The 25,250-nt window shown below is 65.0% G+C and carries 21 protein-coding genes and 1 pseudogene; 10 read left to right on the forward strand and 12 right to left on the reverse strand.

Annotated features, from left to right (window positions below; genetic code table 11):
- Nucleotides 1-103 precede the first annotated feature (103 nt).
- Complete coding sequence (locus tag ACO07I_RS04175) at nt 104-1,423, reverse strand: polysaccharide biosynthesis/export family protein (RefSeq protein ID WP_422014614.1); 1,320 nt, start codon at nt 1,421-1,423, stop codon at nt 104-106.
- Between ACO07I_RS04175 and ACO07I_RS04180 the strand changes: the two genes are divergently transcribed.
- The gene (locus ACO07I_RS04180; RefSeq protein WP_422014616.1) at nt 1,424-2,266 is read left to right on the forward strand and encodes a hypothetical protein; all 843 of its coding nucleotides are present in this window, start codon (nt 1,424-1,426) and stop codon (nt 2,264-2,266) included.
- A 2-nt stretch (nt 2,267-2,268) separates the two neighbouring features.
- Nucleotides 2,269-4,116 carry a glycosyltransferase family 2 protein gene (locus ACO07I_RS04185; protein WP_422014618.1) on the forward strand — a complete coding sequence of 616 codons (1,848 nt, stop codon included), beginning with the start codon at nt 2,269-2,271 and terminating at the stop codon, nt 4,114-4,116.
- A 15-nt stretch (nt 4,117-4,131) separates the two neighbouring features.
- On the opposite strand, the gene ACO07I_RS04190 is transcribed toward ACO07I_RS04185, so the two are convergent.
- On the reverse strand, nt 4,132-7,260 hold the full coding sequence (locus tag ACO07I_RS04190) for a glycosyltransferase (protein WP_422014620.1): 3,129 nt from the start codon (nt 7,258-7,260) through the stop codon (nt 4,132-4,134).
- A 144-nt stretch (nt 7,261-7,404) separates the two neighbouring features.
- Here ACO07I_RS04190 and ACO07I_RS04195 point away from each other — a divergent pair, with 144 nt between their 5' ends.
- The gene (locus ACO07I_RS04195; protein ID WP_422014622.1) at nt 7,405-8,712 is read left to right on the forward strand and encodes an alpha/beta hydrolase family protein; all 1,308 of its coding nucleotides are present in this window, start codon (nt 7,405-7,407) and stop codon (nt 8,710-8,712) included.
- A gap of 80 nt (nt 8,713-8,792) precedes the next feature.
- On the opposite strand, the gene ACO07I_RS04200 is transcribed toward ACO07I_RS04195, so the two are convergent.
- On the reverse strand, nt 8,793-9,500 hold the full coding sequence (locus ACO07I_RS04200) for an LrgB family protein (RefSeq protein ID WP_422014624.1): 708 nt from the start codon (nt 9,498-9,500) through the stop codon (nt 8,793-8,795).
- Entirely contained in the window at nt 9,484-9,906 is a 423-nt protein-coding gene (locus tag ACO07I_RS04205) for a CidA/LrgA family protein (protein ID WP_422014626.1), read from the reverse strand. Before ACO07I_RS04205 ends, ACO07I_RS04200 begins: the two co-directional genes overlap by 17 nt.
- Before the next feature lie 89 nt (nt 9,907-9,995).
- On the opposite strand from ACO07I_RS04205, the gene ACO07I_RS04210 reads away from it, so the two are divergent.
- Complete coding sequence (locus ACO07I_RS04210; protein WP_422014628.1) at nt 9,996-10,919, forward strand: LysR family transcriptional regulator; 924 nt, start codon at nt 9,996-9,998, stop codon at nt 10,917-10,919.
- 31 nt (nt 10,920-10,950) lie between these two features.
- Here ACO07I_RS04210 and ACO07I_RS04215 read toward each other — a convergent pair whose 3' ends face one another.
- From ACO07I_RS04215 to ACO07I_RS04230, 4 genes are all read right to left on the reverse strand, one after another.
- A complete protein-coding gene (locus ACO07I_RS04215) occupies nt 10,951-11,319 on the reverse strand; it encodes a YciI family protein (protein WP_422014630.1) in 369 nt (122 codons plus the stop codon).
- A gap of 84 nt (nt 11,320-11,403) precedes the next feature.
- On the reverse strand, nt 11,404-13,029 hold the full coding sequence (locus ACO07I_RS04220; protein ID WP_422014632.1) for an ABC-F family ATP-binding cassette domain-containing protein: 1,626 nt from the start codon (nt 13,027-13,029) through the stop codon (nt 11,404-11,406).
- Nucleotides 13,030-13,329: 300 nt separating this feature from the next.
- Nucleotides 13,330-13,521: a DUF2256 domain-containing protein gene (locus tag ACO07I_RS04225; RefSeq protein ID WP_422014634.1), complete on the reverse strand. Its 192-nt coding sequence runs from the start codon at nt 13,519-13,521 to the stop codon at nt 13,330-13,332.
- Nucleotides 13,518-15,047 carry a cryptochrome/photolyase family protein gene (locus tag ACO07I_RS04230; protein ID WP_422014636.1) on the reverse strand — a complete coding sequence of 510 codons (1,530 nt, stop codon included), beginning with the start codon at nt 15,045-15,047 and terminating at the stop codon, nt 13,518-13,520. Before ACO07I_RS04230 ends, ACO07I_RS04225 begins: the two co-directional genes overlap by 4 nt.
- Nucleotides 15,048-15,389: 342 nt before the next feature.
- On the opposite strand from ACO07I_RS04230, the gene ACO07I_RS04235 reads away from it, so the two are divergent.
- The 3 genes from ACO07I_RS04235 to ACO07I_RS04245 all read left to right on the forward strand — a co-directional run bounded on the left by ACO07I_RS04235 (nt 15,390) and on the right by ACO07I_RS04245 (nt 19,179).
- Nucleotides 15,390-16,397: a DUF808 domain-containing protein gene (locus ACO07I_RS04235; protein WP_422014638.1), complete on the forward strand. Its 1,008-nt coding sequence runs from the start codon at nt 15,390-15,392 to the stop codon at nt 16,395-16,397.
- A 474-nt stretch (nt 16,398-16,871) separates the two neighbouring features.
- Nucleotides 16,872-17,942 carry a hypothetical protein gene (locus ACO07I_RS04240; protein WP_422014640.1) on the forward strand — a complete coding sequence of 357 codons (1,071 nt, stop codon included), beginning with the start codon at nt 16,872-16,874 and terminating at the stop codon, nt 17,940-17,942.
- Nucleotides 17,943-18,240: 298 nt separating this feature from the next.
- A complete protein-coding gene (locus tag ACO07I_RS04245; RefSeq protein WP_422014642.1) occupies nt 18,241-19,179 on the forward strand; it encodes a hypothetical protein in 939 nt (312 codons plus the stop codon).
- Between the two features lie 219 nt (nt 19,180-19,398).
- Here ACO07I_RS04245 and ACO07I_RS04250 read toward each other — a convergent pair.
- Together ACO07I_RS04250 and ACO07I_RS04255 are read right to left on the reverse strand one after the other, a co-directional pair.
- Nucleotides 19,399-19,697: pseudogene (locus tag ACO07I_RS04250) on the reverse strand (GMP synthase (glutamine-hydrolyzing)); the annotation flags it as partial.
- 232 nt (nt 19,698-19,929) lie between these two features.
- Nucleotides 19,930-20,589 (reverse strand): TetR/AcrR family transcriptional regulator, encoded by a 660-nt coding sequence (locus tag ACO07I_RS04255; protein ID WP_422014644.1) that lies wholly within the window; start codon nt 20,587-20,589, stop codon nt 19,930-19,932.
- A gap of 78 nt (nt 20,590-20,667) precedes the next feature.
- On the opposite strand from ACO07I_RS04255, the gene ACO07I_RS04260 reads away from it, so the two are divergent.
- Nucleotides 20,668-21,744 (forward strand): aldo/keto reductase, encoded by a 1,077-nt coding sequence (locus ACO07I_RS04260; protein ID WP_422014646.1) that lies wholly within the window; start codon nt 20,668-20,670, stop codon nt 21,742-21,744.
- A 6-nt stretch (nt 21,745-21,750) separates the two neighbouring features.
- Here the strand turns inward: ACO07I_RS04260 and ACO07I_RS04265 are convergent, their stop codons facing one another.
- Entirely contained in the window at nt 21,751-22,548 is a 798-nt protein-coding gene (locus ACO07I_RS04265) for an outer membrane protein (RefSeq protein WP_422014648.1), read from the reverse strand.
- 197 nt (nt 22,549-22,745) lie between these two features.
- Here ACO07I_RS04265 and ACO07I_RS04270 point away from each other — a divergent pair, with 197 nt between their 5' ends.
- Both ACO07I_RS04270 and ACO07I_RS04275 read left to right on the forward strand, forming a co-directional pair.
- A complete protein-coding gene (locus tag ACO07I_RS04270) occupies nt 22,746-23,012 on the forward strand; it encodes a FitA-like ribbon-helix-helix domain-containing protein (protein WP_422014650.1) in 267 nt (88 codons plus the stop codon).
- On the forward strand, nt 23,009-23,437 hold the full coding sequence (locus tag ACO07I_RS04275) for a type II toxin-antitoxin system VapC family toxin (protein ID WP_422014652.1): 429 nt from the start codon (nt 23,009-23,011) through the stop codon (nt 23,435-23,437). The genes ACO07I_RS04270 and ACO07I_RS04275 overlap by 4 nt, the downstream gene beginning before the upstream one ends.
- Before the next feature lie 184 nt (nt 23,438-23,621).
- Here ACO07I_RS04275 and guaA read toward each other — a convergent pair whose 3' ends face one another.
- Nucleotides 23,622-25,172 carry a glutamine-hydrolyzing GMP synthase gene (gene guaA, locus ACO07I_RS04280; RefSeq protein ID WP_422014654.1) on the reverse strand — a complete coding sequence of 517 codons (1,551 nt, stop codon included), beginning with the start codon at nt 25,170-25,172 and terminating at the stop codon, nt 23,622-23,624.
- Nucleotides 25,173-25,250 lie beyond the last annotated feature (78 nt).

The raw sequence follows: 25,250 nt of genomic DNA on the forward strand, positions 1-25,250 counted from the left end.
CCTGGATGCGGAGCAATGGCAGGGCAAATTGCCTGTCGCGACCATCGGCCTGGCGACGGAAACAACCATGTGTTGAGCACAACTAGCGTTCGTTGGTCGTGTCCTAGTTATTCGTGCTGCGGGTCAGATCGTAGTAGGCACCGGTGATCGAGCGCACCACCTGCATGATCTTCAGGAACTGAACCGAGTCGGCGTTCGTGATGAGGACGACGTCCTTGTCGCGAAGCTGAATCTGCTGAGCAAAGAAATATCCATCGGCCTGCGAGAGGTCGATGCGATAGATCACCGGCGCATCCATGCCGCCGTCCAGGGCAGCCATGCGTGCACCCACATAGCTCATATCCACAGCCTGCCGGTCCGCAGCCAACAACGTGCGAGCGAACCTGGCTGGCTCATAGCGAAACAGATAGACGCCGCCCAGGTTCGCCTGCAGATCGATGCCGCCGCCCGATCGGGCGACGGCCTCGCCCAACGTCACCTGCTCGGTCTCGAACGGATACTGCGCCACCTTCTGTGTCGCGCCCATGACGAGAAAGGTCTTCGGATTGCGGACGAGCACGATGTTGTCGTTCGGCTGGGCGACGACGTTGTCTGCCGGATTGGCCATCACCTGTTGCAGGGGAACTGACACGACCTGCTGACCGCGCATCAGCCGCAGATCCGTCTGAACGGCGGGAAACTTGGGTCCGCCTCCCCACGCGACGACATCCAGCAGCCTCTCGCCGCGCAACGTCAGCGGCATGAGGCCGGCCTTGTTGACTTCTCCTCCGACGGAGACCGTGTTCGATATGTTGCCGACCAGCGATACAACGACCTGGGGGCGGACCGTCTGGGATTCCAGGCCTCGCTGGATCAGCGCAGCAGCCTGCGATGGCGTACGTCCGGCAACCTGAACACGGCCGACATAGGGAACGGTGACCGCGCCATCCGCCTCGACGATCTGCAGCGGCAAAGTCGACGACTGCGGAGCCGGCATTCCCGGGGTGCCCGTCATCAAGGGAGGTACCGTGCCCTGAAAGAGCGACGAACCCGCCGTTTCATAGACGGTGATACCGATCGTATCGCCCGGCTTCAGCGCGACGCTGGGCGTATACTTGGCCAATCGGAATGCCTGTGGAAAGCTCGGAGGCTGGTATTGAGCCAGGGCCCTCGTGACCAGTGAGGTCACCTTTACGACGAAGACTTCCCAATTCTCGTCCTGCGTACGCACCAGTTGCGCCGACGTCGGTGCCGCGGCCGGAACGCCCGTGCAGCTGGCGAGGGACAAGCCGAAAAGACAGGCCGCGATTCTGAATGCCAGAGCCGCTTTCGCCTTGATCCCGCGACCGCTGCCGTTCTCGCCGCTTCCGCCGGTCGCCGCCCCCCTTCCTTGCCCAATCCCCACATTGCCATGCTGGTCCGGCGAAAAGTCCAAGAGGGTCATGTGGGCAAGCACTTTCTCGACATCGACAGAATGGAAATCGACGGCAGATCGCTTAACGAACGGAGCGAGACATCTGGCTTAAGGGGTATCCGCGAAGCCAACGATGGTCAATCCTTAGGCGGTGGGCAACCGAAGGCCGTTACACACCGGCACATTGCGGTGGACAAGCCCGCATCGGATATTGTTTTCGTGATATCCACAGTGAACATCCTGCGCCCCATGAAGAGCCTCCTGCGTCTGGTCGCTCCCGGCACGCGGACCGGAGTCGTCGGATGCGTCGATGGCATGCACCGCGGTCTTGCTCGCGGATGGGCCATCGACCTGGAAGAGCCCGCCTCTCGCCTCGCCGTTCGAATCGTCGACCCATCCGGCCGGATGATCGCCCAGGGACTGGCCGACCACTATAGGGCAGACGTGCAAAAAGCGGGCTACGGCGACGGACACTACGGTTTCGCGCTGCCGGTCGCTGAGGCTCACGGTATCGAGGCCGCCAAGTTCTTGTGTGGGGAGCTGAGCACCGAGTTGCCCCGCTCGAGCTCCAAGCCCGTACGGGGGGCAAAGATCTTTCGGCACGGGGGCTATGTTTTGTGCCTGGACCGCGCCGCTGCCGGGCCGGTTCTCAGCGGATGGGCCGTAGACCGCCGCCATCCCGAAGAGCGGCGGATCATCCGGCTCCGGGCCGACGGTCAACCCTTCGCTGAGCAGAGGGCCACGCTTTTTCGCCGCGACAGCATCGAAAGAGGCAGCGACGGCTTCCATGGATTTTCCCTGCCCCGGCCGTCGGACCGCCGCCCCCAGTTCGTGGACGATCTGGCCAGCGGCTTGGAATTCAGGATCTCCTGAACATGGCTCTGCAGATCGTCCTGATCGAAACGTGGCCCGCCGACGGCTGGCGCGGATCGTCCGGCATCTTCGACGCGGCCGCGCGCTCGCTGGCGGCTCAGGGACACGAGGTCCGTTTGATCGACGACAACATGATTGCCAGCCTGCCGCGGGAGCCAACGCTCCTCACCGGTCTCAATCGAGCTGGGGCGGTCAGGCCGATGGCGGACAGCCATCGGCTCGCCTACGAAATGGCGCGGAGGCCACCCGACTTGATGATCGCGCCTGTCCGGGGCGGCATCGCCCAGGCGACCCTGATGGCACGAGCGTGTGGGGAAGCGTGCCCCAACACCCGCATTGCCCTGTGGGGCAATGAGCCGACACGTGACCGCTTCCTGACGAGCGACTCCCCCAATTTCGACTTGAGCGTCCTGATCGCCGATGCAATGGAACGCCAGTGTCTCGCCCTTGCGGACGCGCTCATCCTGCCGGACCAAACGGTCGATGCGCCTGCTTTCCCGGGGAATGATTTTCGAATTCCCACCGTCGGCTTTTCGCGCATAGCGAGTAGCCGGGCACCCGGTCCGGATCGAACACAAATTCGTGAAATCGCCTTCATCGGCGCGTTTCAGAGATCAGCGGGCGCCGGCGAGTTCGTAGAGGCCATCGAGCGTCTGGCCCGCAAAGGCGTTCTCGGTGACCGACTGGTGACCTTCGTCGGCCCGATGGGCGAAGACTCCTATGGCTTGAACAAGGAGTGGCTTGGCCAGAAAGCATCGAACTGGCCGTTCCGCTTCGCGGTTGTCGAAGAATCGGACCGATTGAGCGCGATCCGGTACGCCTGCGGGCCGGGTCGGCTGGCCGTGTCCGTCTCTTCCGGCATCGACGAGCTTCACTCCCTTCGCACATCGTCAGGTCGGCATGTAGCCCTCGTCGCGCGGCCGATGGCCGACCGGCAGCTGGCGACCCGCTTGGAACAATCGATTGCCCTTGCCCTCCGAGACGGTGACGCGCCCAATGACGACCGCGGCGAGGTGGACTGGGCGCAGTTGGCGGTGGACCTGATGCGCCGGGGCGCCCCCTCCCCGCCTCGGGACACAGACAGCGTCACGGTCTGCATCCTCCACTACAATCGCCTTCGCTTCCTGCGCCAGGCCCTGGCCTCCATCCCTCGGACGATCGATGGGAAAGAGGTCGAAGTCATCGTTATCGACAATGCGAGCCCGATTCCCGACATGGAGCAGTCGATTCGCGAGATCGCCGGCGATCGCCCCGGACTCCGGATCCTGGAATTGAAGGACCCGCTCCCCCAGAGCGCCGCTTACAATCGCGGTCTCGCAGAGGCGCGCTCGGACGTTGTCGTGTTCCTCGACGATGACAACACGTTCGTTGCGGGAGGCTTGGAACGGCTTGTGCGTGCGGCGTCGACGGAGACGCACGACATCGTCGTTTCTTCTCTCGACGTATTCGACGACGGGGACGGCGACCCGCTTGCCGCTGTAAGCGCCGGCCGTCTGCTCTTCCTGGGAGCTGCCCATTCAGCCGGGCTCTTTTTCAATGCGTTCGGCGACACGGCCATGGCGGTCAGGCGAAGGACGTTCAGCGCGCTGGGCGGATTCCACGATCTCGGATACGACTATCCGAGCCTCGACTGGGTGACCCTCGCCAAGGCGCAGGGGGCCGGCCTCCGCATCGGCGCCCTGCAATGGCCGGCCGTGCGATACCGCCGCAACACGGTTCGCGCTGACGTCCAGGCCATCAAACTGGACGAAGCCGGGGCGCGTGCTCTTGTGTTCGAGGCCTGTGGCGATTCGATCGACGCACGCCTGGTCGCGCGCTACGCGCAGAAGCTCCTCCTGCGCGACCTCTGACGGGCTGAACCGACGCTACTTCACCGGGGTGAGCTTGTCGCCCACCAGCAGGAGGCGCCCGCGATTGAGGAGAAGACCCGAATCCGCGATGACGACCTCGATGCGATGCGGCGCGCCCTCTCGCAGCTGGCGCGGGATCGATATGGCGAATCCGTAGGCCCCGGTCCCGATCTGCAGCGAGCGCAGATCGTCCCGGACGTAGTTCGCCGTCGTGCGGCCAAGGAATTTGCCATCGACGAAGGCAGCGATGTCGATGGAATTTTCCGGATGCGCCGGTTGCCAGGCCCACCCCCGGATCGTTGAATCCACCACGTCGCAGTGGCCGTCGTAGCCCGCGGCCTCCAACGCGCGAGGGTCCGCCGGAACCGATAGTTCGCCGATCATCAGGTCCGCCCCCCTGACGCGCAACACGACGTCGGCCGTCCGCCAGTCTCCCCGAAAGCCATGGGGGCCGCGCCAAATCGGCATGGCAAAACAATGCCCGCGCATTCCGACGCGTGCCGGCAGGATCGCCGTCGATTCGATGTTCGCCGGCACCACTCGCTTGCGACCGTCGCCGAAATCCGCCTCGATCTCGACCGTCCGGTCGGGCCTGTCTTCGTCACGCACCCAGCCGTAGACCACCCCGCGATGAACACCGAAGAGCCGCCCGACATACCGCTTTCCATCCGCATCGGAGTGCCAGTGAATGGCGAGATTGCGCACGGCCAGTTGCGCCTGCACGCCAGGCCGAACCTTCAATTCCTGGTCGCTCACGAGGTGAACGAGTGCGCCACCGTGCGCCGCGGCGCGCACCGAAAGCCCCCGCGCCCGCCGCTCCGCCTTCAGCTTGTTCCGCCGAATGCGTCCGGGAATTCTCAGCGCCAGGGCCGCCAGCAATTGCACGACGCTACGCGCAGCGCTCTTCTTGGCTTGCACGGCCAGGGCCATCGAGCCGCCGAGGCGGCCGCGCCTTCCGAGGTTCTTCTGCAGACCCTTTGCCATGATCAGCAGCTCGCGCAGCACCAGCGGCGCCGCAGCGAGCTGCGGTCGCGCCGCCCGGAACTCCGACACCGAGCGATCATACCCCCGCTCGCGCAACCGTTCCGCGCTCCAGCCTTCCACCGTGCCGAGTTCGCAGAGGACGGACTGGCAGTGCAGTCCCGCCAGCTGCGCCTTCGAAACGAATTCGTGATCATGCCCGAGAACGCGATAGTCCCGGGTGAAGCCGCCCAGCAGGAGAAAGGCCTCGCGCCGCACGAACAGGGGCAGCGGCGTGATGTCGGTATGGAAGAACGCTTGGGCGAAATCGCCCAGCAACGCGACGTTGAGATAGGGACGGCTGGCCTCTGCCTCGCCATAGACGACCCGGAACAAGTAGGTGAGCAGGTCCACCCTGCACCGTACCGCGACATCCCCAAGCGTGGACAGGGCGGCGGCATTCAGCGTCGAGCCGGACCACAGGAAAAAGACGAACTCGCCGCTGGCCTCGTCCGCCAGTGTATTGAACGCGAGTCCCGCGTCGAAGTCGAAGGTCGGAATGACGGCCGCGGTAAGCCCGAGTTCCGTGGCCTGGGCACGAGCCCGGTCGACGGCTTCATTGTCGTTGGTATCGACGGCGATCAGGATCTCGAGTTGTCGATGATCCTGGGCCTTCAGGGAGGCGAGCGTCGCGGCAAGCCTCTCGTCGCTTTCGGGGTGGTAAATGCACACGGAGATGGTGGGGGGCGGCGCGGACTCGCGGAACTCGGCCGGCAGCAGCTCCGCAAGGAGGCCTCGCCCAAGGTCCTGATGAAAGCGGCGCCACTGATCCAGATTTTCCCCGTTGTCGAAACTCGGCGCCGCGACGTAGCCGCCCTGCTCGAGCGCCAGCGCAAGCCTGTCGGCCAGCGGCACGGGATGCGCTGGGCAGAGGACGTGCGGATGATCGGCTGCGGCGACCAGCTCGGGCGTCCCCCCGGAATCCGAGGCGATGAAAGGTACCTTGCAGATCACGGCCTCGTAGACGGCGAGCGAGGAGTTTTCGATCAGCGACGGCATGACGGCCAGCCGGTTGCCGCCCAGCAGATATTCAACGCCCTCGTACTGCTGGAAGTCGGAGAGGATCTCGACCTTGGTCGGCCACGAGGCGCTTTCGGCCCTGATGTACCCGACGACGTCTTCGCCCGTGCGCTCCAGCACCGGCTCGCCGGGCTTGCCCATGAAGGAGATCCTGGGCGGCAGAGCGGTGCCTTGGCGGATCAGGCGCTTGATCGCCTGGATGAAGATCAGAAGCCCCTTCCGTGCCTCCAGTCGGCCGAAGAAGACGATCTCGTCGATGGGATGACGCGTCCCCTGCTGCCAGTTCCGGCTTCGCGCAAGGCCGGCGAGATGCTCGAAGGTCGCAACGTTGGGCTGCACGAAGATCCTGTCGCGCGGCATGTCGTAGCCCTGGCTGTGCATCCAGCGCAGCAGATGCAGGCTGCCCCCGATGACCATGTCCGCCAGCTCGACGCTGCGGCGCTCGGCGTTCACCTTCGCGAGATCATCCAGTCGCTGGAAGGGCTGCAACCCGTAGAGCCTGTTCCATAGCCAGGGTGAAGAGGTCTTAACGATGAAGAGCGTATTGCGGAAGGCCAGCCCCTGGCGTTTGGCGAGCAGGCTGAAATACCCTGCCCCGCGCCATTCCGAGACGTGCACGACGTCCGAGGGATGGTCCGAGAGGTAGCGGAACATGTTGTAGGACGCATGTGCCCATCGATCGCCGCCGACCGGATACCGGTCCAGTCGCGCATAGTTCGGCACCGGGACGAAGCGGATCTTCTTGACCGCGTAATAGTCCGCCCAGTGCTCGATCGTCTCGTTCTCCACCTCGTGTCCCTTGAGGTAGAGAATCGTCACCTCGTGACCCAGGTCGGCCAGGAGTTCGGCAAGCGCGGAGTAGGTCGTGCCGATGCCGCCATTGCGCACCGGCCCAACGATGTCTTCGGTTGCAATGCAAATGCGAAGGCGCCGCGCCTCGCCCTCGAAGGTGCGTAGAGAGTCCAGTCCCGGATAGGTAACGTTCCACGCATCCGGTGAACGACGCACAAGATCGTCGATCCTGCCCAGGGCAGTGGAATGACAAAGAAGTTCCTCGACGGCGGCACTGGCTAGTTTTTTATTCTCGATTCCGCAGCCGGCCATCCCATTCCCTTATCGGACTCTCCAGGAGAATTCTATTTATCATACTTGAAATTGCTGCGACCGTGCAGTGACCTCTCCAAGGGTCACGCTTCATAAAATGAAAGTGATACTCATGCCGAACACCCCGGCTCGTGGAGCCGTTCCTTGACCGCGCGCGATATTGACCGGCGAAACCTTCTGACGTCGGCGGCAGCAAGCGCCGCCTGGTTGACCCTTCCCCTCGCGGCACAGGCGCAACCGGCCGTCCCTCGTGTCCACGTATCGAAGGAGCGGCTCGACAGTCTCGCGTCAACGTTCTTTGCGGCTTTCAACGAAGGAAGCGTCGTCGGCCCCTTCTCGCCCGGCCGCCACGCGGCGCGCTACGACGTGGAGCTCAGCCGCATTTCGACGCTGACACGCGTTCCGGAAACGGGCGAGCCGGTCGAGGTCAGCGGACTCCTCGCGGTCCCCGCCGGCCATAGCGGACCGTTGCCGGTTGTCTCCTGGCAGCATGGCACGATCCTGTCCTTCGACCAGGTCCCCTCGAACCTGATCAGGCTCGCCTCCGAAAACTACGCACTGCGCGACAACGTCGACTCGATCGAAACCCTGTTCAACGTCCAGCGCTTCGCCGGCAACGGTTACGCCGTCATCGCCGCGGACTATCTCGGCAAGGGGCCCTTCCGTGAAGGCCGGGGCGAGGCCTATGCGGTCAAGGACGCCACGGTCCGGTGCTGCCTCGACGTGCTGCAAGCGGGCCTGAGCGAACTCGAGAGATCAGGCCGGCGCCCCTCCGCCTTGTTCCTCAATGGCTGGTCGCAAGGCGCCCTGAACACCCAGTGGCTAAAACAGGACCTGCAGCGACGCGGCACGACGGTTGCGGCGACGGCCGCCCAGAGCCCGTTCAACGATCTGCCGGACACGTTCCACTACTGGTCCAGCCCGCAGTCCTTCATCCCTTCGACGGAGAAATCCTATCCGCTGCCGCCCGCCTGGATCGTGCCCTGCCTGATCGTCCTGATGGGCAGCTACCGGCGCTATTACGGCCTGACCGATCTCTTCGAGACCGCGATCAAGCCGCAATACCGCGCCTTCGCCGAAAAATACTGGTCCGACTCCAAGCTCGACGCCGAAACCGCGAAGACGCTGCCGCCGGCTGCCGATTTCCTGACCGACGGATTCTTCGACCGCTTCACCCATGCGACGAACGGCAAGTTCCTGCGCCGTCTCGCGGCCAACAGCACGACCTTCTGGGACTACGATTCCCCGATCCGCTTCTACTATGGCCTGGCCGACGAGGCGCTGTATCCCGGCCTCGTGAAGATGGCGCTGGCAGCGGGAGGACGTGACATGGACGGCGTGCCGGTGAAAGACGCCAGTCACCGCGCCACCTTCCTGGCGAGCCTTTACGGCGACTCGCCTGTCCTGAACGGCAAGTCCACCGTCCTCGACTGGTTCAATTCGCTACGCTGAGGTCGCCCCTTCGCGGCCTGCGGCGGCAGAGCGGAGCCAAGCTCCCCTCGTGTGGCGCTCATCCCCGTCGAGGATGCGGCTCAGGCCAGAGTCCGGGCCATCATGAGCAGTGGCACCAGCAAGACATTGAGCAACCCGACCAGCACCATCACGAGGCCGGCGACGGCGCCCTCCTCCTGGCCGATCTCGTGGGCCTTGGCGGTGCCGGCGCCATGGGCGGCAACGCCCAGCAGGGCACCCAGGGCAAGGCTCGAGCGGATGGGCAATCGCAGCAGCAGGACATCGCCAATCGCCGCGCCCACGACTCCCGTGACGATGACGAACACGGCCGTCAGATCGGGCGCGCCGCCGATCTCGCCCGACACAGTCATGGCAAATGACGTGCTCATGGACCGCGGCAAGAGGCTCAAGGTCAGCGTGTCGTTCAATCCAAGCAGCCGCGCCAGCCCCCAGGCGGTCAGCATCGAGGTGGCGCTGCCCAGCACCATGCCCGCGGCCAGAACGCGCCAGTGCCGGCGGATGAGGCCGCGCTTCTCATAGATCGGCACGGCGAAGGCGACCGTGGCGGGCCCCAGCAGGCTCACCAGCCAATGGGTTCCCCGGCTGTAGTCGCGATAGCTGGTATGAAGGGCGAGCGCCGTCATGATCAGTGCCAGCGGCGCGATCGCCAGGGGCATCAGCCACCAGCGCGGCCAGCGCCGGTAGATCGCCCTCGCCCCGAGATAGAGCGCGATCGTCGCCGCCGACCAGAAGATCGCCTGAAGGGTGGGATCAACCCCCGCTGGCATGAACCGCGGCATCGCGGGCCCCCCACCTGGTGCAGAGATCGACGATGAAGCCGGTCACGAGCATGACGCTGAAGGTGCCGCCAACGATCACGGCCAGAATTTTCAGGCCGAGCAGGCCGATGAGTTCGCCGTGATCGAGCAGCGCCATCACGGCGGGCACGAAGAACAGAACCATGTAGCCGATGAACCACTCGGCGCCCCGCCGCAGGCTGTGCACGCTCAGCCTTCGGGTGGCCAGCAGCGCGAGAACCAGCAGCATGCCGATCGCGCTGCCCGGAACAGGCAGGCCGGCCAGCTTTGCGATGCCCTCTCCGGCGAGCCAGAACCCCACGACCAACCCGATCTGCAGGGGCGGGCTGCGGCGAACGCCATGCCGGACACGGACCATGATCGAAGAAACGCTCATCGGCTGCTCCTCTCCCGGCGAAGCTAGGATGCCGCAGGACATTCTTGAAATGAATTGAATGACTACATTCTATTCTGATATGGAATGATATGGAGATTCGCACGCTGCGCGCTTTCGTCGAAGTGGTCCGCCAGGGAGGCTTCTCGCAGGCCGCCAAAGCCGTCTCCGCCACCCAGTCGACGATCAGCAAGGCGGTCAAACAGCTGGAGGACGAGATCGGCGTGCCGCTGCTCGACCGAATCGGCCATCGCAGCAGGCTCACGGCCGCCGGGGAGATCGTCCTGCACCGGGCCCAGCGCATCCTCACCGAGCGGGAGGACCTGATCGCCGAACTGGGCGAACTGCGCGGCCTCAAGCGCGGCACACTGCGCCTCGGCCTGCCGCCGGTCGGAAGCGACGTGCTCTTTGCCCCGCTGTTTGCCGTCTACAGCAAGCGCTACCCCGGCATCGACATCCGGCTGGTGGAGTACGGCAGCGACCGGCTGGAAGAGGTCCTGATGTCCGGCGAGATCGAACTCGCCGCCTCCCTCCTCCCCGTGTCCGACGGATTTGAATGGCAGGAGGTCAAACGCGAGCCCTTGACCGTCCTGCTCGCGCCGGATCACCCGCTGGCGCGCCGGCGCTCCCTCGACCTCGCAGCCTTGCGCGAACAGCCGTTCATCTTGTTCGAGTCGGGATTTGCCCTCAACCGCATCATCCTCGAGGCGTGCCACCGACGCGGCTTCGAACCGACCGTCGTCGCGCGCAGCAGCCAGATCGACTTCATCGTCGCACTCGCTGCAACGGGCATGGGGGTCGCTTTCCTGCCGCGGATGATTGCCGAGCAGCGCAAGCACCGTTCCGTCGCCCGCGTGCGCCTCGCCGAGACGGACACGGACTGGCGCATCGCCATGATCTGGCGCCGCGGCGCCTTTCTCTCGCACGCCGCGAGAGTGTGGCTCGATCTCGTCGCCACGACGCGGGTGCCGCCCCTCGTCCCTGCGAAGCAGAGGCACGCGGCGGCGAAGCGATGAGACGCGCGACCGGAGTCGCGCCCCCGGCGTCTCATTCCAGGTCGGACATCTCGTAGAGCGGCCTGATCTCGATCTCGCTCGGTCCCGGCATGGGATTGGGACAGCGCTTTACCCAGGCCACCGCCTCGTCCATGTCCTTGACCTCCCACAGCCAGAAACCCGCCAGTTGCTCCCGCGCCGGCGAGAACGGCCCCTGCCGGACCGTGCGGCCCGCACCATCGAAGGCGACGCGCCGGCCCTCCGACGTGGGCTTGAGCCCATCGCCGTCGCGCAGGATGCCGGCCTTCTGCAGCTCCTCGTTGAACCGGCCCATGGCTTCCATCAACGCTGCCGTCCCCGGCGAGCGGACGAACCCCTTCTCGCTATCCTCGGTCGCCTTCACCAGCACCATCACGCGCATGTCCGTCTCCTTGTTCGGGGTTGTCCTTCCCCCGGAACGACGAACGAGGCCGGCGCAAGCCGACACTGCGCTGAAGAATTTCCGTCAGCCCGGGTGCAGGCCCGGCGCCTCCCTGCCCGTCGAGGACACGTATTCCGTGTATCCTCCGCCATATTGATGCACGCCTTCGGGCGTGACTTCCAGCACCCGGTTCGACAGCGCGGCCAGGAAGTGGCGGTCGTGGCTCACGAAAAGCATGGTGCCTTCGAAGTCCGCGAGCGCCGCGACCAGCATCTCCTTGGTCGCCATGTCGAGATGGTTGGTGGGCTCGTCGAGCACCAGGAAGTTGGGCGGGTCGAACAGCATCTTGGCCATCACCAGCCGCGCCTTCTCGCCACCCGACAGCACGCGGCAGGGCTTCTCGACATCGTCGCCGGAGAAGCCGAAGCAGCCGGCCAGCGACTTCAGGGCGCCGGTGCCGGCCTGCGGGAACGAGCTGTCGAGCGATTCGAAGATCGTCTCCTCGCCGTCCAACAGGTCCATCGAGTGCTGCGCGAAGTAGCCCATCTTAACGCTGGCGCCCAGCGTCACGCTGCCCTCGTCCGGCTCGGCCGCGCCGGCCACCAGCTTGAGCAGGGTCGACTTGCCGGCCCCGTTGGCGCCCAGCACGCACCAGCGCTCCTGCCGGCGCAGCCTGAGGTCGAGCCCCTGGTAGATCGGCTGCGTGCCATAGCCCTTGTGGACGCGCCGGAAACTCACCACGTCCTCGCCCGAGCGCGGCGGCGCGCGGAACTCGAACCGCACCGACTGACGGCGCCGTGGCGGCTCGACCTTCTCGATCTTGTCGAGCTTCTTCACCCGGCTCTGCACCTGGGCGGCGTGGCTCGCGCGCGCCTTGAAGCGCTCGATGAACTTCATCTCCTTGGCCAGCATCGCCTGCTGGCGCTCGAACTGCGCCTGCCGCTGCTTCTCGGAGAGCGCCCGCTGGACCTCGTAGAAGTCGAAGTTGCCCGAATAGGTGGTGAGCGTGCCACCGTCGATCTCGATGATCTTGCCAACGATGCGGTTCATGAACTCGCGGTCGTGGCTGGTCATCAGCAGCGCGCCCTCGTAGTTCTTGAGGAAGTCCTCCAGCCAGATCAGGCTTTCGAGATCGAGATGGTTGGACGGCTCGTCGAGCAGCATGCCGTCGGGCCGCATCAGCAGGATGCGGGCCAGCGCCACGCGCATCTTCCAGCCGCCGGACAGCAGCCCGACATCGCCGTCCATCCGCTCCTGGCTGAACGACAGCCCCGCCAGCACCTCGCGCGCGCGGGCATCGAGCGCATAGCCGTCGAGCTCCTCGAAGCGTCCCTGCACCTCGCCATAGCGCTCGACCAGCGCGTCCATGTTGTCGGCCTGCGCAGGGTCCGCCATCGCCGCCTCGAGCTGCGCGATCTCGACCGCCAGCGCGCTCACCGGCCCGACGCCGTCCATCACCGCCGCGACGGCGCTCATGCCCGACATCTCGCCGACGTCCTGGCTGAAATAGCCGATGGTCATGCCGGCATCGATCGTCACCTGGCCGTCATCGGGCTGCTCCTGGCCCGAGATCATGCGGAACAGCGTCGTCTTGCCGGCGCCGTTGGGTCCGACCAGCCCCGCCTTCTCCCCCTTCTGGAGGCCCATCGACGCGTCGATGAACAGGATCTGGTGGCCGTTCTGCTTACTGATGTTGTCGAGACGGATCATGGGGGCGTTGCTGGCGGGAAAGCAGCGCCAACGCAAGCCACAGCCGGGTTACGGTCTTGCGGCCGATTGTCCCCTCGGACTCGGCGGGCGGCCGTCGCCGCTGCCCGGCAGGCCAGACTCTTTCCGCCTAAAATTCACCCACAAACCCTCATCCTGAGGAGGCCCAAAGGGCCGTCTCGAAGGATGGGCAACAGACGGGGTGCTCGTGCCCACCCTTCGAGACGCGCGCCTGCGGCGCGCTCCTCAGGGTGAGGTGTTTCCTGGGAGGTCCGACGTGATTCTGTCTCAGTCGGAAAGACCCTAGGGCACGCTCGCCGGCGGCCGCGCCTTGCGGCGCAGCTCGCCCTTGCAGCGCTCCGAGCAGGTCTTCACCTGGTCCCAGTCGCGCGCCCACTTCTTGCGCCAGGCGAAGGGGCGGCCGCAGGCGGCGCAGGTCTTCTGCGGCAGGGTCGACTTGGTGTAGCGCTTCGCGGTCACAGACTTGGCGGTCACAGGCTCGCCAAGAAAGCGGCGGCGCTGTCGGCGATGCGGTGCCGCTCGTCGGCCGGGAACTTGTCGTAGGTGCGGACCATCTGCGCCATGCGCGGATTGCGGCCGATCTTCCCGCGATGGCGCGAAATGAAATCCCAATACAGCGCGTTGAAGGGACAGGCCCGCGGCCCGGTCCGCTGCTTCACGTCGTAGCGGCAGCCGCCGCAATAGTCGGACATGCGGTTGATGTAGGCGCCGCTCGCCGCATAGGGCTTGGAGGCCAGCAGGCCGCCATCGGCGAACTGGCTCATGCCCACCGTGTTCGGCAGCTCGACCCACTCATAGGCGTCGGCATAGACCGCCAGATACCATTCGTGCAGTTCGTGCGGATCGATCCCGGCCAGCAGCGCGAAGTTGCCGGTGACCATCAGCCGCTGGATGTGATGGGCATAGGCCTGCTCGCGCGTCTGCGTCACCGCCGCGCGCACGCAGGCCATCGCGGTCTCGCCCGTCCAGTAGAAGCCGGGCAGCTTGCGCGTGTGGCCAAAGAAGTTGCTGCGCTCGTAGCCCGGCATCTTCAGCCAGTAGATGCCGCGGACATATTCGCGCCAGCCGATGATCTGCCGGATGAACCCTTCCGCCGCGTTCAGCGGCACCCGCCCCGCCCGCCACTCGATCTCGACCCGGCGGCAGACGCGCAGCGGATCGAGCAGGCCGCAGTTGAGATACGGCGCGATGACGGCGTGATAGAGGAACGGCTCGCCCGCCAGCATCGCATCCTGATAGTCGCCGAACTTCGGTAGCGCGCGCTCCACAAACGCCTCGAACGCCACCTCGGCATCGGCGCGGGTGACGGCGAACCCGAACGGCGCGAGATCGCCGAAATGATCGCCGAACCGCGCCTCGACCAGCGCCAGCACCTCCTGCGTCACCGCATCGGGCGCGAACGACGGCGGCCGCGGCATGAACAGATCCGCCTTGGCCGGCTTGCGATTCTCCGCATCGAAGTTCCAGCGGCCGCCGGCGGGCGCGTCGCCGTCCATCAGCAGCCCGGTGCGCCGGCGCATCTCGCGATAGAAATACTCCATCCGCAGCGCCGTGCGCCCCGCCGCCCAGCGCGCGAAATCGCCCGACGAGCACAGGAAGCGCTCGTCCGGCAGGATGTCCACGGGCAGTGAAAACCGCTCGGCCCACGAGGCCTGCATCTGCCGGACCCGCCACTCGCCCGCCTCGGTGACGACCACCCGCTCAGGGCCATGGCGGGCGATCGCCTCGCCCAGCTGCGCGGTGAAGGAGCCGCGATTGCCGGCGGCGTCCAGGGTCACGTACTCGACCGTCCAGCCCCGCCCGCGCAGCTCCTCGGCGAAGTGGCGCATCGCCGAGAACAGGAAGGCGATCTTCTTCTTGTGATGGCGCACCGAGCGCGCCTCGTCCCCCAGCTCGGCCATGAGCACGAGATCCCGCCCCGGATCGCCGGCGGCGAGGCTGGTGATCGCGGGCGAGAGCTGGTCGCCCAGGACGAGGATGAGGTTGCGGATGGGGGGCATGCGGGCGCTGCTGACAGATACGGCCGAAGCCCCTGCCCGGTTCACCGATCGGTCGCCGTGAGGACTCAAAGCGTCGTCCGCCCAGCCTTGACCGCGGCTTCGCCATCCCCCACCTAGAGCGTTCATGGGCCAGATTGAATCGAGCCGAGCATTCCAGCACCGACCTCACCCTGAGGAGGCCCGAAGGGCCGTCTCGAAGGGTGGGAACGCGCACCTTGCCTGTTGCCCATCCTTCGAGACGCGCCGCTTCACGGCGCTCCTCAGGATGAGGTAAGTGGGCCCCTTGAGCTGCTCTCCCCGGTCGCTTCGGCGTCCTTGGTCGCTTCAGCATGAGGTGCGGCCATGAGCGTCGGTCTCGTGGCGCTGCTCGACGACATCGCGGCCCTGGCGAAGCTCGCCGCCGCCTCGATCGACGACATCGCCGGACAGGCGGCAAAGGCCGGCGTCAAGGCGGCCGGCGTGGTCATCGACGACACGGCCGTCACTCCACGTTACGTCACCGAGTTCAGCCCGGCGCGGGAGCTGCCGATCATCGGCCGGATCGCGCTCGGCTCGCTGCGCAACAAGCTCCTGATCCTCCTCCCCGCGGCCCTGGCCCTGGGCGTCCTGCTGCCCGGGGCGATCACGCCGCTTCTGATGATCGGCGGGGCGTACCTCTGCTACGAAGGCGCGGAGAAGCTCTACGAAGTCGTTTTCCCGCACGCGGCGCAGGCTCATGAGGCGACGATCGAGCCGGTCGTCCTCGATGCGCAGACCCTCGAGGATCAGAAGATCGCGAGCGCCATCAAGACCGACTTCATCCTCTCGGCCGAGATCATGGCGATCACGCTGGCCGCCCTGCCGGCGGACGGCTGGCTGAAACAGGCGATCATCCTCGCCGTCGTGGCCGTCGGCATCACCGCGGCGGTCTACGGCGCCGTGGCCCTGATCGTCAAAGCGGACGATTTCGGCCTGGCGCTGGCCCGGTTGTCGCCGGCCTCGGCGCTGGCCGCGCCGTTGCGCGTCACGGGCCGCGCGATCGTGCGGGCCATGCCGCATCTCCTGAAGGCGCTCGCGGCGATCGGCACGGCGGCGATGATCTGGGTCGGCGGCGGCATCATCCTGCACGGCCTCGACGCCTATGGCCTGGGCGGACCGACGCATATGCTGCACGACGCCGGCGCCGCCGTCGCGCGCGCCGTTCCCGTGGCCAAGCCGGTCGTCGCCTGGGCGGTGGAAGCCGCCGGCTTCGGCGTGGCCGGACTCGTAATCGGGCTGCTGGCGATCCCGTTGACCAGCCGCGTGCTGTCGCCGCTCTGGCGCCGGGTCAAATCGCTGAGCCGCCGGATCCTGTCGAGAGGCCGGGCCTGACGGCGGCAAGCGATCCCCGTCGAAGCAAGAACCTTTGCAAGTGCTCAGTTGGTCCCTGAGGACGAGGATGAGGTTGCGGATGGGCGGGATGCGAGCGCTGCAGACAGGTACGGCCGCCCCCTGCCCAGTTCAGTTTGGGCTTAGACTCCACCCTATTTCGGCGCCAGTTACAGGACGAGCCGGCCGAGAGCATTGGGGATAGTGATACAGCGACGCTCGACCTTCACCCGATCTGGCCGTCCGAATGTGGGGTCACTTTATCGAGCATAATCGGAAGATATCCACAACCCGTGCGTGCCGCGCTCTCAGTGTATGATGTAGCCCATGAACACTAACGCTCAAAAAGCCCGCAAATCCCGTCCACGAAAGTCGTCGGCGGATAGGACCGCGACTCTGCCAACTACTGAAGAGACACTCGCAAAGCGCCGATCACGAACACAGCGTCCTTTTCCTGCAGCCTCGTTCGAGGAGGCCATGTCGCTGGCGGTCGACTTGTTGCGCGTTGGAAGTGGCCAGAAAGTTCGCCGCCTCACTCTGTTCGACGATATCCAAAAAGCGCCGGAGAGCGGTGCTAGCCGGATGTTGATTACAAATGCAAACCGCTATGGGCTTATATCCGGCAGTTATGCCGCGGAGTATCTAGAGCTCACCCCTGACGGCGCAAAGGCTGTTGATGAAAGCGCTCCTGCCCGCGAGCAAGCCCGCATACGCGTGAAGCTCGCCATTCAAGACATTGAACCATTCAATCACCTCTATGAGCGGTTCAAGGGCACCAAGCTACCTGCCCGCGCCGTACTCATCGACGCAATAAAAGAGCAAGGCGTTGCCGATGCCTTCGCCGAAGAAGGCGTCGACACCTTCGTCGTGAACCTGCGGTTCGTGGGATTACTGCAGACGCTGTCTGGCGCCGAGCGCATCATTACTGTTGAACACCTGACAGACATGATTCCGGCCTCAGGACCAACCGTAGGCCAACAGACTTCAGCGGGAACGCTCGGACACGAACTCCGAGAACCGGCGCGCGGTCAAATTGTTACGCAGGAGCATGCGGATTTTCAAACAACGTGTTTCTACATAACTCCCATCGGAGAAACGGGCTCCGAACAACGCGCTCACTCTGACTTGTTTCTGGGCAATATTGTCGAGCCAGCTCTTGAACCTTTTAGCCTTAAAGTGATCCGTGCCGACGCCATCGACAAGCCAGGGATGATTACTCGGCAGGTGATCGAATACATCATGCGCGCTCGACTTGTAATTGCCGACCTCTCCTTCCACAATCCAAACGTTTTCTACGAACTAGCACTCCGTCACGCCACGCGGCTGCCAGTAGTTCAAATCGTACGAGTGGGAGATAGTCTGCCATTCGACATTGGGCAGATGAGAACGATAAGGATCGACAACTCCACCATCTATTCGCTTGTGCCTAAGATTGAGACCTATCGCTCGGAAATCGGCAGCCAAGTGCGTCGTGCACTAGAATCTGACGCCGATGCAGATACGCCCATCTCCACCTACTTCCCTGGCTTCAGAGCAGTCATCGACTAAAGGCATAAACAGCATCCTACGCGATCGCTTCATAGCGGTCGGTAGGTAGATGACGGACGCTTCTCCCCACCGTTCCAGCGTCAACATCCAATCCGCAAACGCACCCCACAGCGCCTTCAACCAGCCTTTCAATCATTACGGCGTCAGCGTCCGCAGAGCCCTAGTTGGCACAACGTACCCGAACAGCTTGGAGCCGCCCATGCGATCCGCCATATATTATCCGCGATCTCAGGTTCACAGCCGTCCAATCATGCAGTCCTCGCTGCTGCTTTGGGATAAACTTCACACGATCGTTCCAATGAACGACTATCGACCAGACTATTCGGGTCGCCGAGACATGGCGGAGGCTTGGGAGTTGATCGGCTCCTCGATCGTACCGAACGAGTCGCAGCAGAAGCGGATGCACGCCGATATAGAGAAAACGCTTAAGGCCGGGATGCTTCCCTCAAACCTATATTATGTCGGTCAGGTGGACCAACCGAACGACCCATATGAAATTTGGCCGCAGAAGCTCTCGGAAGCGACTTGGAACTTGATGCGTAGCCATCGTCTCACCGAACTGCCGCTTCCGAATGGGGATTATCCTTTCACAGAAGAAGGCGGCTTGCTCGTAATGGCCAAACTCGCGGACGCGTGCGCCGGTTCTCAATTTGCGCGCGTGACCGACCGAATGATGGCTTATGGCATGATCGGAAGCGGGGATCAGCGATCCGCGACAGAGGCCGAGGTAGTTCCCATCACCCTTGACCTGATCGACGCGACAAGCATCCCTATTGAGAATCTCATCTCGCTACGAAAGCGTGAGGCGTCCGAACGACATGGGAGAGACTATACGAAGATGCGGCATGCTTATGCCGACGCAGTCCAAGCCCACACAATCGCTTTGGGCAAGGCGCTGGATCAGTTTGAACGGGACGAGCTAAATCGCCAATTCCGAGAGAAGATGGACTTTGATCTCAAGGACCTCCGAGAAGCGCTTGGTGCTAGCAGATTGGATCTTGTGCTGAGGCCGGTCGTCGTTGCGACCGTTGTAACGGCGCTCTCTCTCGCCTCCGGGCTCGGGCTACCCGTGGCGCTGACCGCCGGCGCGGCCGCGGCCGCCGGCTCCGAATCGAAAGAAATTGGAAAAGCGGTTGCTGATTTCTTCAGCAGTAGCTTCAGTTTCAATCGCAAGCAGCGGGAAACGATGATGAAGCACCCGATGGCTTACATGTATTCGCTAACACGAACTCATTGAGCTGGCCGATCGCAGCGGCGTAAGTGTCGCTCACCGTCTTTGTCTAAATGACCAAAGTTTGGCAGAAGCGGCCGGTCCGATACCCCAGCGAGAGAGGCCTCAGCGCCTAAGGGGTCGCCGTCCGCAATGGATCGAACTGTTAGTCGAGATCAGTCGGAATATCCGCGCTGCCATCTTTACTGTGTAGTTATCCCCCATGGTCAACACTGGGGTTGCTCGCGCCCACTCAATCGTTCTCCGGCGGCTTGCTGGTGATGTCGCAGGTGACCCAGTTCACGCCGCCGCATTCGTTGATGATACAGTTGGCAACCCGGCCGAGGAAGGCGTGGTCGAATGGATAGTCGTCGGCGGTTAAGCCGTCGGTCGAAGTGACGGCTCTCGGGGCGCAGGCCTAATGGTAGGTACGGCCATCGCCCATCACGCCGACGGTGCGGACCGGCAGCAGCACGCGAAGGACTGCTAGTCTCGTCGTAGGGGCCGGCCTTGCGGGTCTCGTCGAGGCAGACGGCGTCGACCTGGAGCGTCATGATCTAAAAAGGAATCGAAAGGAGTCCCCTTTGATGGGCTGATCTGATTCCGTTACTTGGCTGCGCTCCACGGGGGCAGCGCCTGCTCCCGAGGCGCCGCATGTCTGCTGGACGACCATGACCTTCCGGGCGGCGCTGCCGCACGATCGCGTCGACGCACCGTGCCTCATCGAGGGGCCGACGGCGCCGTCTCCGGACCGTCGGTTCGACTGCAAGCCAGCGTTCAACCGTCGTCCCGATCTGAACCCGCGCGGGCCACATCGGTCTGTGGCCACGCCGCCAGTGCCGCCGCAACGATCCCGAACAGGGTCGAGCGCGAGGCTCCGTCGCGCGCCAGAACCGACATTCCCTGCGCGACGGCCATGATGAGGCCGGCCAGCGCAGCGGCATCGGTGGCGGCGGGCAGTGTGCCCTTCACCACGTCGGCCTTGATCCTTGCTTCGAGGCAGGCGGCGATGGCGCTGCGGATGCCGGCAACCTCGCCCTGCACGTCGCACGCTTCGGCCGAACCGCTCGCGGTCGCGCTGGCCAGCAGACACCCTTTGGGGGTGGTGTCCCCCGTATAGGCAATGGCGGCACGGGTCAGCATGGCGTTTGCCGCGTCATACGCCGTCGGCGCGCCCTGGAACTCGCGGGCCATCGCCTCGAGGTCTCCGGCATAGCGGCGTGCGGCTTCGAGAAACAACCGCTTCTTGTCGCCGAAGGCGCTGTAGAGGCTGGGTGCCGTCACCCCCATCGCCGTCGTGAGATCGACGATCGAGGTCGTCTCATAGCCATGCCGCCAGAAGGTCAGCATCGCTTGTTCGAGCGCGGCGTTGCGGTCGAACGACAGCGGCCGTCCGGTCTTGCGGCGCGCGGGGGACGGCTCTTCCGGGCCTTTCATAGCGATCACTCTGAAATAAATGGACGGGACCGGGTTTGTCTATCATGGCTTTCATAGCGAACGCTAGGAAAGTACATCATGTCCCTCACCGATTTCCGCACGCTTGGCCGGTCCGGCCTCGTCGTCAGCCCGCTCGCCCTCGGAACGATGACCTTCGGTCCCGGCGCGTGGGGCGCCGACGAAGCGACCTCCCGTGCCATTTTCGACGCCTATCGCGCGGCGGGCGGCAACTTCGTGGACACCGCCGACATCTATTCGGGTGGCGAGAGCGAGACGTTGGTCGGCAGGTTCATCGCCGAAAGTGGAAGCCGGGACGAGGTCGTGCTGGCCACCAAGTTCGGGTTCAACGGCTCGGCGAGCCCTCTGACCGCGACCCAGGCCGGGGGCGGCAATCCCAATGCGGGCGGCGCGGGCGCGAAGAACATCCGCCGCGCGCTCGATGCCTCGCTCAAACGGCTGGGTACCGACTATGTCGACCTCTACTGGATGCACATCTGGGACGGCGTGACGCCCGTCGAGGAAATCGTCCAGACGCTGGGCGATCTCGTTCGCGCCGGCAAGATCCGCTATTACGGCTTCTCGGACATGCCCGCCTGGCTGGCGATGAAGGCCGCGACGATCGCCGGCGAACGCCGCGTTCCCGGCCCGATCGCGATGCAGCTCGAATATTCGCTGGTCGCCCGCGATGTGGAGGCGGAGCACTTTCCCGTGGCGCGCGAAGGCGCCATGGGAGTCATGCCGTGGAGCCCCCTGGCGGGCGGTTTCCTCAGCGGCAAATATGCGCGGGGGAACACCGCCGACACCGGCCGATTGAGCGGCGCCAACCCGTTCGGCAACAGCAAATTCGTCGATCGCAATTGGGACATTCTCGATGTCCTGAAAGCCGTCGCCCTCGAACTCGATCGACCGGCCGCACAGGTGGCGCTGGCCTGGACAATGAGCCGCCCCGGTGTGGCCTCGACGCTGATCGGTGCGAGCAGGGTGTCCCAGCTGGAAAGCAACATTGCTGCAGGCGATCTACGGCTGACCGCCGAACAGATGCAGCGGCTCGACACCGCCAGCGCGCCAGCACCGGGCTTCAGTTCCTCGTTAGCTCAACCTTTCGTTCGCCGCATGATCTTTGGCGGGCATGACGTCGCTGGCTGGCGAGAGTGATGCCCTTCAGAACCTGATCTGCAGACCGGCAACGAACAGGTTGTAGGACTGGCGCCCGAGGCTCACCGTCCAGGGATCCGTCGGCAAGTGAGGGGGAAGCGTCTCGCCGAACGTGTACTGCGTCGGATTGATGGAAAGGTGCCGGTATTCGGCGAACAGGAGCAGGTTCCGGGCCACCTCCCCTTTCAGGCCGGCCTTGAATTGCATCGCGAAGGCCGTCGCCGACGCATCCGGCCTCGAGTCGAAATGATTGATGCCGGGCTCGCTGGGATTGGTGGAATTGGCCCCCTGGATGGAGAGGCGCGCCACGCCCGCACCCACGCCAAGGTAGGGAAAGATCCTGCTGGACCAGGGCGTATGGACGGTGAGGACCGCGTTCGCCAGCACCACGCCGACGGTCATGGGGAGGGTGACGTACTGCGTTCCCAGGACGCTCGGGGTGATGGGCATGTCGCCGACCGGCGATTGCTGCCCGATGTAGAGGCCCTCCAGCTCGGCGGCGGGTTTCAGGGCCCATTCCGATGGCCCGAAGGTCTGGCGCTGCCCTTCGTAGCCCGCCTGGAGGCCCAGCACGCCGACGGGCTCGCCGCCGGTCTTGCCCTGCGCATCGACGCCGACGCGCGTGTTCAAGGGGCCGGGAAGGTAGAAGCCCCCTTCCTGCCGCGCGCTCATCGACGAGGCCGTGCCGGCGCCGCCGAACAATCCGACGTAGAAGCCCTGCCCGCTTGGCGTGTCCGCCGCGACGCAGGGGCTCGAGCCGAGCGAACAGATTAGGGCGAACAGAGCGCTCGACCGGTTTTTCATGGGCTGCCTCTCCCCCAGGCCCGCCATGATAGCCCGGATTGCGCCGGCGTCCCGGCGACAATTCTTGGACTATAAACGAAATAACCGAAATAAACGAAACAGTCGAAACGGATGTCGCACCCTCGCGCTCCGCTTGAAATACGATATCACCGACCCCATTGTGATATCACCGTATCGAGCCAACGGGAGGACGATCCATGGCGGCCGTCACCATCCGCAATCTCTCCGAGGAGACCCATCGCGCCCTGAAGATCAGGGCGGCGCAGCACAATCGCAGCACGGAAGCGGAGATTCGCGCGATCCTGGAGGCGGCCGTGCGGCCGGAGGGGCGGCTGCGGCTGGGGACGGCGCTGGCGGAGATGAGCCGGAATCTGGGAGTCACCAACGCCGACGTCGACGCGCTCGGGGAAGCTCTCGGCGAGACCCGAGACGGCACGCCGGCCGAGCCGCCGCGCCTGCGATGATCCTGCTCGACACGAACGTCATCTCGGAGGCGATGAAGCCTGAGCCGGATCCGGCGATCCGTGACTGGCTCGACGAACAGGCGCCAGAGACGCTGTATCTCTCCAGCGTGACGATCGCCGAGTTCACGTTCGGCATCGGCGCCCTGCCCGAGGGTCGCCGCAAGGACGGGCTGGCGGCCGCGCTGGAGGGCGTGATGGCGCTGTTCGGCGTGAGGATCCTGCCGTTCGATACGAAGGCGGCGCAACGCTATGGCGATCTCGCCGTCCGGGCGCGGGCCGCCGGACGGGGCTTCCCGACGCCCGACGGCTATATCGCGGCGATCGCCGCCGCGCATGATTTCGCGGTGGCTTCGCGCGACGTCAGTCCGTTCGAGGCGGCGGGTCTGGCGGTCATCGATCCGTGGACCGCAACCACCTCATCCTGAGAGGCTGGCGGGAAATGAATTGAATCGATTCAAGCCCTTACCTCATCCTGAGGAGCGCCGCGAAGCGGCGCGTCTCGAAGGATGGGCAACAGACGCCGTGCGCGTGCCCACCCTTCGAGACGCTCACTGCGTTCGCTCCTCAGGGTGAGGTCGGTGCTCGGCTCGGGATGACGGCCACGGGGCGTCACTCCCATTCGATCGTCCCCGGCGGCTTGCTGGTGATGTCGTAGGTCACCCGGTTCACGCCGCGGCATTCGTTGATGATGCGGTTGGCGACCCTGCCCAGGAAGGCGTGGTCGAACGGGTAGTAGTCGGCGGTCATGCCGTCGGTCGAGGTGACGGCCCTGAGGGCGCAGGCCTGGTCGTAGGTGCGGCCGTCGCCCATCACGCCGACGGTGCGCACCGGCAAGAGGACTGCAAAGGCCTGCCAGATTTCGTCGTAGAGGCCGGCCTTGCGGATCTCGTCGAGATAGACGGCGTCCACCTCGCGCAGCAGGTCGAGCTTCTCCCGGGTGATGTCGCCGGGGATGCGGATGGCGAGGCCGGGACCGGGGAACGGATGGCGGTTCACCAGGTCGGCCGGCAGGCCCAGCTCGCGGCCGAGCGCCCTCACCTCGTCCTTGAACAGCTCGCGCAACGGCTCGACCAGCTTCATGTTCATGCGTGCCGGAAGCCCGCCGACATTGTGGTGGCTCTTGATCGTCACCGACGGGCCGCCGGTGAAGGACACCGATTCGATCACGTCGGGATAGAGCGTGCCCTGGGCCAGGAACTGGGCGCCGCCGATCTTCTTGGCCTCGGCCTCGAACACGTCGATGAACAGCGCGCCGATCGTCTTGCGCTTCTTCTCCGGGTCGGTGACGCCGGCCAGCGCCTTCAGGAAGGTCTCCGAGGCGTCGGCGTGGATCAGCGGGATGTTGTAGTGGTCGCGGAACAGGCGGACGACCTGCTCGCCCTCGTCCTTGCGCAAGAGGCCGTGGTCGACGAACACGCATTGCAGCTGGTCGCCGATCGCCTCGTGCAGCAGCACGGCCACGACACTCGAGTCGACGCCGCCGGAGAGGCCGCAGATCACCTTGCCCTTGCCCACCTGGGCGCGGACCTGCTCGATGGCGCGCTCGCGGAACGCCGCCATGGTCCAGTCGCCTTTGGCGCCGGCGATGTTCAGCGCGAAGTTGCGCAGCAGCTTGGCGCCGTCGGGCGTGTGCATCACCTCGGGGTGGAACTGCACGCCGTAATAGCCGCGGCTCTCGTCGGCGATGGCGGCGAAGGGCGCGTTCTCGCTGGTGGCGACGACCGAGAAGCCGGCCGGCAGCTTCGTCACGCGGTCGCCGTGGCTCATCCAGACCTGCTTGCGGTCGCCCGGCTCCCACACGCCCTCGAACAGGCGGGTCGAGGCCTTGATCTCGACCTCGGCGCGGCCGAACTCGCGGTGATGGCCGCTCTCGACCGAGCCGCCCAGCTCCTTGGCCATGGTCTGCTCGCCGTAGCAGATGCCCAGCACGGGCACGTCGGCTTTGAAGATGGCGGGATGGGCGGTGGGCGACTGGCCCTCGGTCACCGAGGCCGGGCCGCCGGAGAGGATGATGCCTCTCGGGTCGAACGCCTTGATCTTCGCGTCATCGACGGACTGGAAGGGCAGGATTTCACAGTAAACCCCGGCTTCGCGCACGCGGCGGGCGATCAGCTGGGTAACCTGGGAACCGAAATCGACGATCAGCAAACGGTCGGTCATGGGGCGATATAAGCGTGACGGGCCGGGGCAGCAACCAAGATCATATCTTACCGCCCCCGTCTTACGGGGGAGGTGGCC

The organism is Reyranella sp., from assembly GCF_965227665.1.
Taxonomy (GTDB): Bacteria; Pseudomonadota; Alphaproteobacteria; order Reyranellales; family Reyranellaceae; genus Reyranella.

Coding starts and splice junctions, on each gene's coding strand:
- ACO07I_RS04220 (WP_422014632.1), bottom strand. CDS start 13,029: ATGATCCGTCTCGACAACATCAGTAAGCAGAACGGCCACCAGATCCTG.
- ACO07I_RS04275 (WP_422014652.1), top strand. CDS start 23,009: ATGATCCTGCTCGACACGAACGTCATCTCGGAGGCGATGAAGCCTGAG.
- ACO07I_RS04230 (WP_422014636.1), bottom strand. CDS start 15,047: ATGCCCCCCATCCGCAACCTCATCCTCGTCCTGGGCGACCAGCTCTCG.
- ACO07I_RS04245 (WP_422014642.1), top strand. CDS start 18,241: ATGAACGACTATCGACCAGACTATTCGGGTCGCCGAGACATGGCGGAG.
- ACO07I_RS04255 (WP_422014644.1), bottom strand. CDS start 20,589: ATGAAAGGCCCGGAAGAGCCGTCCCCCGCGCGCCGCAAGACCGGACGG.
- guaA (WP_422014654.1), bottom strand. CDS start 25,172: ATGACCGACCGTTTGCTGATCGTCGATTTCGGTTCCCAGGTTACCCAG.
- ACO07I_RS04235 (WP_422014638.1), top strand. CDS start 15,390: ATGAGCGTCGGTCTCGTGGCGCTGCTCGACGACATCGCGGCCCTGGCG.
- ACO07I_RS04215 (WP_422014630.1), bottom strand. CDS start 11,319: ATGCGCGTGATGGTGCTGGTGAAGGCGACCGAGGATAGCGAGAAGGGG.
- ACO07I_RS04270 (WP_422014650.1), top strand. CDS start 22,746: ATGGCGGCCGTCACCATCCGCAATCTCTCCGAGGAGACCCATCGCGCC.
- ACO07I_RS04190 (WP_422014620.1), bottom strand. CDS start 7,260: ATGGCCGGCTGCGGAATCGAGAATAAAAAACTAGCCAGTGCCGCCGTC.
- ACO07I_RS04185 (WP_422014618.1), top strand. CDS start 2,269: ATGGCTCTGCAGATCGTCCTGATCGAAACGTGGCCCGCCGACGGCTGG.
- ACO07I_RS04175 (WP_422014614.1), bottom strand. CDS start 1,423: ATGACCCTCTTGGACTTTTCGCCGGACCAGCATGGCAATGTGGGGATT.
- ACO07I_RS04260 (WP_422014646.1), top strand. CDS start 20,668: ATGTCCCTCACCGATTTCCGCACGCTTGGCCGGTCCGGCCTCGTCGTC.
- ACO07I_RS04265 (WP_422014648.1), bottom strand. CDS start 22,548: ATGAAAAACCGGTCGAGCGCTCTGTTCGCCCTAATCTGTTCGCTCGGC.
- ACO07I_RS04205 (WP_422014626.1), bottom strand. CDS start 9,906: ATGAGCGTTTCTTCGATCATGGTCCGTGTCCGGCATGGCGTTCGCCGC.
- ACO07I_RS04240 (WP_422014640.1), top strand. CDS start 16,872: ATGTCGCTGGCGGTCGACTTGTTGCGCGTTGGAAGTGGCCAGAAAGTT.
- ACO07I_RS04210 (WP_422014628.1), top strand. CDS start 9,996: ATGGAGATTCGCACGCTGCGCGCTTTCGTCGAAGTGGTCCGCCAGGGA.
- ACO07I_RS04200 (WP_422014624.1), bottom strand. CDS start 9,500: ATGCCAGCGGGGGTTGATCCCACCCTTCAGGCGATCTTCTGGTCGGCG.